This window comes from Marinitoga hydrogenitolerans DSM 16785 (genome assembly GCF_900129175.1).
In the GTDB taxonomy this organism is placed as follows: domain Bacteria; phylum Thermotogota; class Thermotogae; order Petrotogales; family Petrotogaceae; genus Marinitoga; species Marinitoga hydrogenitolerans.
Genome location: NZ_FQUI01000027.1, coordinates 18,857 through 30,428, shown reverse-complemented (window position 1 = coordinate 30,428; position 11,572 = coordinate 18,857). Strand labels below are relative to the sequence as shown.

The 11,572-nt window shown below is 22.8% G+C and carries 7 protein-coding genes and 1 pseudogene; all 8 read left to right on the top strand.

The window, feature by feature from the left end; genetic code table 11:
* The first annotated feature begins 531 nt into the window (after positions 1–531).
* The 8 genes and pseudogenes from BUA62_RS07905 to BUA62_RS07865 all read left to right on the top strand — a co-directional run bounded on the left by BUA62_RS07905 (position 532) and on the right by BUA62_RS07865 (position 11,570).
* Positions 532–1,785, top strand: coding sequence for an exopolysaccharide biosynthesis polyprenyl glycosylphosphotransferase (locus tag BUA62_RS07905; RefSeq protein ID WP_072865216.1), 1,254 nt, complete (start codon positions 532–534; stop codon positions 1,783–1,785).
* 11 nt (positions 1,786–1,796) lie between these two features.
* Positions 1,797–3,644 carry a GumC family protein gene (locus tag BUA62_RS07900; RefSeq protein WP_072865214.1) on the top strand — a complete coding sequence of 616 codons (1,848 nt, stop codon included), beginning with the start codon at positions 1,797–1,799 and terminating at the stop codon, positions 3,642–3,644.
* Between the two features lie 14 nt (positions 3,645–3,658).
* Entirely contained in the window at positions 3,659–4,780 is a 1,122-nt protein-coding gene (locus BUA62_RS07895; protein WP_072865212.1) for a glycosyltransferase, read from the top strand.
* Positions 4,773–5,873 (top strand): glycosyltransferase family 4 protein, encoded by a 1,101-nt coding sequence (locus BUA62_RS07890; RefSeq protein WP_159429511.1) that lies wholly within the window; start codon positions 4,773–4,775, stop codon positions 5,871–5,873. The genes BUA62_RS07895 and BUA62_RS07890 overlap by 8 nt, the downstream gene beginning before the upstream one ends.
* Before the next feature lie 5 nt (positions 5,874–5,878).
* Entirely contained in the window at positions 5,879–7,069 is a 1,191-nt protein-coding gene (locus tag BUA62_RS07885; RefSeq protein ID WP_072865208.1) for an O-antigen polymerase, read from the top strand.
* Positions 7,070–7,093: 24 nt separating this feature from the next.
* Entirely contained in the window at positions 7,094–8,221 is a 1,128-nt protein-coding gene (locus tag BUA62_RS07880; protein WP_072865206.1) for a GumK N-terminal domain-containing glycosyltransferase, read from the top strand.
* A gap of 192 nt (positions 8,222–8,413) precedes the next feature.
* Positions 8,414–9,781, top strand: a pseudogene (wecB, locus tag BUA62_RS07870) (non-hydrolyzing UDP-N-acetylglucosamine 2-epimerase); the annotation flags it as partial.
* A 376-nt stretch (positions 9,782–10,157) separates the two neighbouring features.
* Positions 10,158–11,570, top strand: a complete 1,413-nt coding sequence (locus BUA62_RS07865; protein WP_072865204.1) for a CDP-glycerol glycerophosphotransferase family protein — start codon at positions 10,158–10,160, stop codon at positions 11,568–11,570.
* The last annotated feature ends 2 nt before the right edge of the window (positions 11,571–11,572 follow it).

The window sequence follows — 11,572 nt, the reverse complement described above, 5'->3', positions numbered from 1 at the left end:
TCGACCAAGATTTGCTATTACCCTTTGTTTGTTTTTACCGTTCTCTCTATAATTTTCAACAATTCTCAAATATTCTGTTCCTTTATTATTTTTAACAATTCTTAAAAACATAAAAATCACCTCTTGATTTCATAATGTCACTGTATATTATACCACAAAAACACTATGAAATCAAGAAAATTACACTATTGTTAAAATATTTTGTGTCACCACACGATTTTTTTTAATCCTATTTTTCCATACTTTTATCGTCTCAAACCCGCATTCTACCGTTCTATTTTCCTTAAATTTCCCAGATTGCTGTCAAAGTTAGGATTAAAAGAATTAGGCTGGAAAGCAGAAAGAAATTTAGTCGATATGTGTAGAGATTCATGGAACTGGCAAAAGAATAATCCTAATGGGTATGATTAATGAGAACCATCTGGTTCTCATTTTTTATTAAATTTAACAAATTCTTATTTTATTATAAAAGCAAAATGTAAAATTTGTGCTATAATTATGATTAGAAGAAAATAGTGTTGGAGGCATGAAATGAAAATAAATTCAAATTTTTTAAAATTAATAGATTTTGTTATATTAATAAGTTTTAATCTATATATTACGCAAAATATATATATATCATTGATATTTGGTTTATTCATATATCTTGGTATATATGCTTTTAGGACATATGATTTTGAGAATATAGAGAGCTGGAATGATACGATTATAAGGGTTTTTGCAGGTATGATGTTGGGATTTCTTGTGATATTGTCTTTTTATGTAATTTTTGATGGGTATATTTTAAAGGAATATTTTCTTGATAATTTTTTGTTTAATATAATTGTGCTTCCTTTGGTACATAAAATTAGTTATTATATGTTAATAAGAAATATTGAACCAAAGAAATATATAGTAATAGGCAAAAAAGAAGAATGGGAAGAGTTGATGAATGAAATTGAAAAGAAGAGTTTAGGTAAATTAAGGTTTGCAGAATATATAAATCCATCTCCGGTTAGATTAAAGAAGATAATAATAGAGTATGATGGTGTGTTAGTTGCTGATCCCGAATTAGAAAAATTAGTAATTGATGAAATAAATGAATTTAAAGAAAGTGGTATTAAGGTAGAATATTTGCCTGTTATTGTAGAAAGGTTTTTAAAAAGAATACCTATACATGTTGCAGAAAAGTTTAAAGCGCATTATGAAGTGGCTTTTAGTGAGGTTAAAGAATCTCCTGCTAAGAGAATTGTGGATATATTTATTTCTGTTTTATCGTTAGCTATATTATCTCCTGTTTTTGCTATAGTAAGTATGGCTATTTTTATTGAAAATGGTATGCCTATTATATTTAGGCAAAAAAGAATAGGTAAAGATGAAAAAGAGTTTGTGTTGATAAAATTTAGAAGTATGTATAATAATAAAAATAAAACAGAGAAATTTGCTGTTGAAGAAAAAGATAGAATAATGAAATCTGGTAAATTAATTAGACCTATAAGGCTTGATGAAATACCTCAATTTGTCAACATTTTGAAAGGTGAAATGTCATTTGTTGGTCCAAGACCAGAACAACCAGGTTTTGTAAAAGAATTCAATGAATTAATTCCTTTCTATGAATTTAGACATAAGGTAAAACCCGGATTAACAGGATGGGCTCAAATTAATTATAAATATCCGACAGATTTAGAGGAAACAAAGATAAAAACGAGTTATGATTTATATTATGTAAAAAATAGAACAACGCTCTTGGATTTAAAAATAATAATGCAAACAATTGAAGCAATTTTCTGGAAAAAAGGGATATAGGAGGGAAATAAGTGAACGAAAAATATGTAGAAATTACTATTTTTGATATTTTTAGAGCAATAAAAAGGAAAAAAACTATTTTTATTATGTTTTTTCTCGTAATTTTGTTCTTGACTATTATTGTTATATATTTTTTACCAGAAAAATATGAAACATACGCAATTTTAGAATATAATGGCAAAGTAAGTTCTCAGCAAAGTATTCTTGAAAATATAGGTTTTTCTAATTTGCTTAATTTGAGTGATAACACCTCCAATCTTGAAACAGAATTAGGGAAATTAAAATTAGATTCTGTTATTTTTAAAGTTATAAAAAAAATGGATCTTACAAATTTGGCCAATCAAAATAAAACACTATATCAAAAGCTTAGAAATATTACAATTACTGATATTGATATGATGCGATCATTACAAAAAAAGATTAATATAGAAAATTATGGCAGTGCTGGTGAAGATAAAACATCAAATTTAATAAAAGTATCTTTTTTAGGCTCAAACCCAACATTTGCTGCATCACTTATTTCAAATTTATATGAAAGTTATTATAATTATTCTGAAAAGCAATATTATGAAAGAATGCAAGTTATATTAAAAAATATAGAAGATTTATTGTTGGAGTCTGAAAATAAATCGAAATATTTTTTTAACAAACTCATAGATTTCGAAAAAGAAAACTTGATTAGTGACAATAATAAATTAAATATTCTATTTGATAAATATTATACATTAGAAATGGAATTACTAGATTTTGAAAATAAAACAGTTTTACTACAAGAACAAATAAAAACAATTGAAAATCGTTATTATAATATTAAAAAAGAATACAAAATAAAATTATTATTAAATAACCCAACATTTTCAACGATCGAAAATGGGATAATAAAAAATAGATTGGAATATGAAACATTAAAACTAACTTCACCTAATGACCCAAAAATTTTTCAACTCGAAAGTAAAATTAAAACAGAAGAAGAGTTTTTAAAAACTAAAATTAAGGAAACATTAAAGGATAATATAATATTTATGCTTTCAACTAATCCACAAGATTTTTACACCTATACATCTTTAAAATATGAATTAGAAAATCTTTCTCTTGAGAAAGAAGTTTCGATAAAATTAAAAGAAAAAGTAAAACTATTGATAGGAGAGAAAAGTGATTTATTGAAACAATATTTAGATATAAAAAAGAATTATGAGGAATGGAATAATAAAGAAAAAATTTTTAAGCAGTATTTAGATCAAGAGAAAATAAAAAAACTCATATACGAACCAAAATTAAAAATGATTGATAAAATTTATATTCCCACTAGCCCGGTTTTTCCTAATAAAAAATTATTTTTAGGAATTGGACTTTTTTTTGCATTTATTATTTCTTTTATCATGGCATTTATTTTCGATTTAAAAGATAATAGAGTAAAAGATATTGAACTTTTCACAAAATTTATAAAATTGCCTGAATATATTATTGATAATGAAAATAATATCCAAAATATATCTAAAAAGATATTATCTCACATTATTTCTAGCTCTTATAGAAATATTGGTATTTCAAAAGTTGGAAATATAGATTTTGATTTAATTAATGAATTAGAAAAAGAATTGTTGATTTTTGAAAATAGCAAAGTAAATATTTTTAAAGTGAAAAGTCCAAAAGATATGAAACTATTAGAATATAATGATATAGAAAAAATAAATATTATTGAATTACCTTCAATAAATGATGGGTATTTTGATTTATTTTTTAACAAAGTAGATAGTATTATATTGATTGTTGAAGAATTTAGTAGTAATATTAAAGATATAAAATATTTTTTATACAGGAATAATTTGAAAAATATAAAAATATTATATATAAAGTGATATTGAGGTGTAATATGAATTTTCTTACAGTTAATAAAATGTATTATCCTGAAATTGGTGGGGTTGAAATTGTTGCAAAAAAAATTGCTGAGATTGCAAAAAATGAGGGATTCAACTCTGAAGTATTAACTTTTAATGTTGAAAATATATATATAAAAGAAAGAATTAACAATATAGATGTTTATAGGCTTCCAAGTATTTTTAGGAAAGATCCAATTAGGTGGTCAAATAGTTACAGAAAAAAGTTAAATGAGTTAGCTCAAAAATCAGAAATTTTGCTATTTCATTTTCCATCTTTCCAGCCAGAGATGGAATTTTTTATATTAAACAAATACAGACAAAATAAAAAGATTTGTTTTTATCATGCAGATATAGTAGGTAAAGGAATAATAGGAAATATATATAATAATATTTTTGTTGAAAATTATTTAAAAAAAATGAATAAAATAATAGTTACTTCCCCAAATATTCTCAAAACATCACCATATTTACAAAAATATAAATATAAAATAGATATTATTCCTCTATTTGTTGATACAGAACATTTTTATTATCGTCAGAATAATAAAAGAAATTATTTATTAAACAAATTTAAAGCGGCAAAAGACTCTAAACTTATTTTATATATTGGAAGGTTTGGAAGATACAAAGGATTAGATTACCTAATTAAGTCTTTATTAAATCTACCAAAAAATGTTTTTTTAATTTTAATAGGAAATGGCCCCAAAAAAGATGTTTTGGAAAAATTGGTAAAAGTATTAAATTTAAAAGAACGTGTATTATTTTTAAATCATATTTCATATGAAGAACTTCCATATTATTATAATGCTGCTGATATATTTGTTTTGCCTTCAATAGATAGAGGAGAGGCTTTTGGATTAGTTGGATTAGAAGCAATGGCATGTGGTGTTCCTGTTATTACTACGGAGCTAGGTACAGGAACATCTTTTTATAATTTAAATCATATAACAGGAGAGGTAATAAAACCACAAAGTTCTGATGAAATATCAAAAACTATTTTGGATATTATAAATAATAAATATACATATGATAAAAATGAAATAATTAAAAGAGCTAACGAATTTTCTTTGGAAAAGTTTTATAAAAATGTTAAGGAGAAGATACTTAATGCGTAAAAAACTTGTAGCTCTAGATTGTAGAATGTATGGTATGTCTGGAATTGGACGATATACAGAAAATTTGTTAAATCAAATTATTAATAATGATGATATAGAAGATGTGGAATTTGTAATAATAGATTACAATAATAAATTAAAAAATTTTTCTAATAAAAAAAATATCAAAAAAATTATTAATCTAAAATTAAAACCTTTTTCGATAAAAGAATTTTTATATGGACATTTTTATTTTAACAGTATAGCTAAATATACTGATTTGATACATTTTTTACATATAAATGTTCCATATTTTTTTCCAAAACGGAGTGTTTTTACAATACATGATTTAATTCCAATAATAAAACATGAATATTTTCCATCACATAAAGTGATAATATATAAAAACCTAATGAATCGTATAGCATCAAAATCAAAATTTATTATTTCAGTTTCTAATAATACAAAAAAAGATTTAATGCGTTTATTTAATGTGGATTCAAAAAAAATTAGAACAATATATGAAAAAATTTCAGTAAATTTTCCACATAAAAAGAATAGATTTAATGTAAAGAATTACTTTCTATATGTTGGAAATAGAAAAAAACATAAAAATTTAAATTTAGCAATAGAAATTTTTGATAAAATATTTGATAAATATCCTAATTACTATTTTATTATAGTGGGGAAAAAAGATTCAAAATTTGATGAAATCGATAAATTATTATTAAAGATTAATCACAAGAAAAATTTTGTTCAGATTATTGATGCGGATGATGGCGATTTGTCAAATTTATATAAAAATGCTACAGCTTTAATTTTTTTATCTGAATATGAGGGATTTGGAATTCCACCTTTAGAAGCCGCATATTTTGGAATACCAACGATAGCTTCAAATTCTTCATCTATTCCAGAAGTTGTTAAAAAAGGCGGAATATTGGTTGACATAAAAGATAAAGAAAAAATTTATCTTGAAATAATAAAGATTATTGAAAACCCAAAATTAAAAGATAAATTATCTAAGGAAGCTCTGAATAATTATAATTTTTTTTCAAATTATCCAGAATTAGAAAAAATAATGGATGTTTATAGAGAAATACTTAACCGAAGGTGATATTGATGAATTTTTCTCTTTTGAATTTCTTTATATATGTTTCTTTACTATTCATTTCTGCTGATAGAATTTCTATAAATTTGCCAATTGGAAATGTTAGAATTGTTCAATTTTTTTTGATAATAGCGTTTATAATATTATTTTCTAAAATAAACATAAAAATAGAAAAGGAGAATGCATTTATATTTTTAATACTTGTATTCTATTTTTTTATAAATATTATTTTTTCATATAATAAACTTAGAACAATTTCTTACTTAATTTGGATTATTTATAACTATATTTTTATATTTTTATTATTTTCTAATTACATATATAATTTCAAATTTGAGAATTTTGAAAAAAGATTTTTATTAATATATAGAATTATTTCTTATTACGTTTTTATTCAATTTTTTTTTGGATTATTAGGTATATCTGACCCTTTTTTTGGAACAAATTTTACATTTGGAGTTCCAAGACCATATATATGGATGTATGAACCATCATATTTAGCAACATATCTTACACCATATTTTATTTATTCAAATTATAATTTTCTTATAAATAAAGATATGGATTACTCAAAAGATTCAAAAATTTCAACTTTTGCTCTAATATTTACAACATCGACATCTGGATATTTATTGATGCTTTTATTTGCCTTATTTATATTTTCTTATTATCTTATAAACTTAAAAATAAAAAAAGTATTCAAAATTTTATCATATTTAGTTATTATTTTATTATTTGTAATTGTTTTGTCATTAATATTTGTACCAGAACTTTTTAATTATTTCTTTTTAAGACTTTTTAAATTAGGAATAAGAGCATCTGCACCAGAAAGAGTATCCAAATGGTTTGAAACATTGAGAGTAATAAAAGATAATTTTTTAATAGGCGTAGGAGCAGGAGCTTATGGAACATATGTAAGTAATAATATAAAAGATGTAGCCTCGAATATAACATTAGAAATCATGGCAGAGTTAGGATTTTATGGCTTTTTTATTATATCAATTTTATTGATTCAAATTTTTAAACCTTTATTTTTTTCAATTCAAATAAGAAAAGAGAAAAAATTAATGGCTTTATTTTGGTCAATAATATTTTTAATAATTATTCTACAATCAAATCAAAACTACTTAAGATTATATTTATGGGCTCAAATTTCATATTTTTATGGATATATCTTAATGTTGAAAGAAAAATATCAATAATTTTTTAAAGGAGTTCAATTTAGTATGAAGAATGTCTTAATCATTGGTTATATGGAATTTCAACCCAATATGCAAAGAGGAATTTCCTTAATAACTGAAGCTTTTGCAGAAAACGAATATAATGTAGTCTATTTAAGTTTTCCAACGTATTTTCCTCATTTAATAATTAAAAGTAAAAGAAATTTATTAAAGGGAACAATTCATAAATATAATAAATCTATAGTTTCTAATAAAACAGTTTTATGTAAAGTTCCATATTTCTTTAATAAAAAATATATAAAATGGAGTTTTTTGTTTCCAGTATATGAAAAATCCCATGCAAAACCGCTTTTGAATTTTATAAAAAAAAATAAATTTGATATTATAGTAATTGAATCTGGCAAAGCGGTTTTTTTGGCAAAATATTTAAAAGATATCAAAAGTACCAAAATTATTTATCGACAATCTGATCCTGTTGAATTTATCCTAGATGGTAAGTTGAAAAAATATGAACATAAATTAATTGAACATGCTGACTTGACTCTTGTTGCAAATAAGAAGATATTTAATGAATATGAAAAAAAATATCCAAAATTAACAGATAAAATGGAGATTTTTGAAAATGGTTTTGTAGTTCCTGATGAAAATACATATTATAAAAATCCATATAAAACAAAAAATAATTTTATTTATTTTGGTCTTTTTGAACTTGATTGGAATTATATTATAACGCTTGCAAAAAGTATTCCTGAAGTTAATATACATATTTTTGGACCATATAAAAATAAAAAAATAAAAAAATTTAAAAATATTCATTTATATGGATTTATGTCACATAATAAGATTTTACCATATGTGAAATATTCAGATACATGCTTACTTCCATATAAAAACGATAAAGAAAAACTTAAATTTGTAGGAATAACCTCGAAAATATTAACATATATGTATTTTGAAAAAATTATTATTTCTACACCATATGAAGGATCGGAACTATTAAAAGAATTTGGAATACTAATTCCGGAAAATTTAGATGATTTTATTAAGATTTCAAAAAAAATAATAAATTCAAAAAATTTAAAAATTAAATATGATATAAATTTTGAAAAATATAAAACAAGTACAAAAAAAGAAGAATTTATAAATATTATAAAAAATTACAAAATAATATAAATAAAAATTAAAAGGATTTGACCATCCAAAATGGGCATTGAGAAATTAATAAAAGATAGTATAATAAATTTAAAAAGAAGACGATCCACATGAGTAGAAATGAAAAAGGTACAATGATGAAATTTTCGGTATAAAAGCAATAAAAATAAATAATGGCATTAATGTGGGAGATATACAGTTAAGACAGCCAAAAAACATACAGGAATTAATCTTATAGGAGTAGCTAATATTAGTAAATGGCATGGTTATGATAGAATTATTAAAGGATTATATGAATATTATAATAATATACCCAATGAAGAAGTTTATTTTAATATAGTAGGTGAAGGTGAAGAATTGGAAAATTTAAAAAGATTAACGAAAAGTTTAAATCTTGAAAAGTTTGTTATTTTTCATGGATTTAAAAAAGGAAAAGAATTGGATGAATTATTTAATATGGCAGATATAGGAATTGGCAGTTTGGGAATGTATAGAATCAATTTAAATTCTGGAGGAAAAGAAATGAAAATAATTAGTTTAATAGGTGCAAGACCGCAGTTTATAAAAGAAGCAGTATTGCATAAAGAATTTGAAAAAAATGGAATAAAAGAAATTCTCGTTCATTCGGGGCAACATTATGATAAAAATATGTCTGATATATTTTTTCAAACATTGAATATAAAAAGTCCTGATTATTATTTAAATATCGGGTCTGGAAATCATGGAGAAATGACAGGAAAAATAATGATAGAATTTGAAAAAATAGTTATAAAAGAAAAACCTGATATAGTTTTAGTATATGGAGATACAAACACAACATTAGCAGGAGCAATAGTTGCTAGTAAATTAAAAATACCAGTAGCCCATGTAGAAGCAGGCATAAGACAAAAACCAAAAGATATGCCAGAGGAGATAAATAGAGTATTAACAGATAGAATAGCTAATTATTTATTTTGTCCAAGCAAATTAGCGGTAGAAAACTTAAAAAAAGAAAATATAACAGATGGAGTATATTTTGTAGGAGATATAATGTATGATCTATATAAAATAATGGAAAAACAATTTAAATATGAAATATTTGAAAAATTAAAACTTAAAGAAAATGAATATATATTAATGACAATGCATAGAGACTTTAATGTAGATAAGAAAGAAAAACTGGAAAAAATATTAAATCAAATAGAAAAAATATCAAAAGAAAAAACGATAGTATTTCCAATACATCCAAGAACACAAAAAAGAATAAAAGAATTTAAACTGGAAAAATATTTAGAAAAGGTAATAAAATTAGAACCTATAGATTACTTAAACCTAATGGGATTGGTAAAAAAATCATGGAAAATAATAACGGATAGTGGAGGATTACAAAAAGAAGTCTATTTTGCACAAAAACAAGCAATAATAGTAATGCCAGATACAGGATGGCGAGGATTAATAAAATTAAAATGGAATAAACTTGCAAATGAAAAAAATTTATATAATAAAACATTTGATAAGAATGAAATTAAATATCCAGAAAATATATATGGTGATGGGAATGCTGGAATTAAAATTGTGGAGATATTAAAAAGGATGATATAAATGCATGTAAATTTAAACGAAAATAATATTAAAGATTATATAACCAACTATTTCAATATTCAATTTAAAGATAAAATATAGCCTGTCTAAAAAGTCTAAAGGCTAAAAAAATTAGAAATCTTTTTTAAAGGTAAATTATGAAAAAGATTAAAAAGAACAATAAGATTGAATAAAACAACAGTAATACCAGCAAAAGTTAAATAATTTCTATTTCTAACATACCAGACATATCCATAATACCATTAATTCTTTCAATCTCCCAACGTAATTTATAATCATTCTTAAAAGCAATTCTAAAAGATTTCATAACATATCTATTATAAGATTAATAATGTTTTTTTTAAATTAAAGATGGTATAAATAAGGAGAATTTTGTATGAATATTAATATATTATTAGAAAAAGAAACGAATGATTTATTAAATTTTACAATAAGAAATAAAGTTAGCCTATGGCAATTGGTTAGATATAATATTTTTTTAGAAAAAATGAAAGAGAATGAAAAATTATTAGAGGCTCATTCTCAAAAGAGAAAAAAAAGTATAATAGATTATTTAACTTACATATGGTTAACAACAAAGAAGAATCCTTTATTATTTTCTAAACCGTCATATATTCTAGTGTTTGGTCCATCAATTGTCAATTTTATAACAAAAGAAAAAAAATATTTTAATAGAATTTATGACTATTATAATTTTCTATTTGAGAAAGAAACTACTATGTTGGAAGATTCATATGGATATAAATATTTTTATCCGAGAGCATTTAAAAATGTATATTATAGAGATTATATAAAGATTATGACAGTATTAAAAAGTAAAATATTAATAAATAAAATAGATTCTAAAGATTTAAAGATTATAGAATCCTTTCTTAAATATATAAAACAGCATTTCGAATTAAATGATAATTATATAGGAAAAGTAAAAAATAAAATAATAAAGACCATGAAAAAACTGCCATATTATGAATATTACTATAAAAAATTAATAAATAAAATAAAACCTAAGATAGTTTTTTTGAATACAGCAAGTTATGGTGGTGAAAATTTTTTAATAAGATTATTAAAAGATGAAAGGGTTGTTGTTGGAGAATTTCAACATGGAGTAATAACAAAGTCACATATAGCATATAATTACGGAGAAGCAGTATTTAAAAATAAAGAATATCAGAAATATTTACCGGATTATTTATTAACCTATGGAGATTTTTGGAATGAAAATATGAGAATACCAGTAAAAAAAATAACCGTAGGGAATCCTCATTTTTGGTATAATTATGACAAGATCAATAATTTTAAAGAAGAATTAAATAAAAAGAAAAAGAGAATATTAATAGTATCACAGGGAACATTAACAAATATATATGTAAAAATAGCAAAAGAATTGTCTAAAAAAATATCTAACGATTATGAAATAATTTTCAAATTGCATCCTGGGGAGGTAGCGTTTGAAGAAAGATATAAAGATTTAAAAAGTTATGATAATATTATTATAAAAAAAGATGGAGACATATATGAGTTAATAAATATATCAGATTATATAGTGAGTATTTATTCAACAACAATATTTGAAGCAGCTTCATTAAACAAACCAGTATATGTATATAAACATCCAATGTCGGATGCGTATATCCCAGAAGATATAGGTGAAAGGTTTAGAGATACAAATGAGTTGTATGAAAAAATAATTGAGAATATAAAATCAAAAAATGAGTATAATATAAATTATTTTTGGAATAAAAATTGGAAAAATAATTATATTCAATTTATAGAAACTTATATTAGGTGATT

Excerpts from the sequence above, each read along its gene's own strand:
- BUA62_RS07905 (WP_072865216.1), top strand. The coding sequence starts at position 532 with ATGAAAATAAATTCAAATTTTTTAAAATTAATAGATTTTGTTATATTA.
- BUA62_RS07895 (WP_072865212.1), top strand. The coding sequence starts at position 3,659 with ATGAATTTTCTTACAGTTAATAAAATGTATTATCCTGAAATTGGTGGG.
- BUA62_RS07890 (WP_159429511.1), top strand. The coding sequence starts at position 4,773 with ATGCGTAAAAAACTTGTAGCTCTAGATTGTAGAATGTATGGTATGTCT.
- BUA62_RS07885 (WP_072865208.1), top strand. The coding sequence starts at position 5,879 with ATGAATTTTTCTCTTTTGAATTTCTTTATATATGTTTCTTTACTATTC.
- BUA62_RS07880 (WP_072865206.1), top strand. The coding sequence starts at position 7,094 with ATGAAGAATGTCTTAATCATTGGTTATATGGAATTTCAACCCAATATG.
- BUA62_RS07865 (WP_072865204.1), top strand. The coding sequence starts at position 10,158 with ATGAATATTAATATATTATTAGAAAAAGAAACGAATGATTTATTAAAT.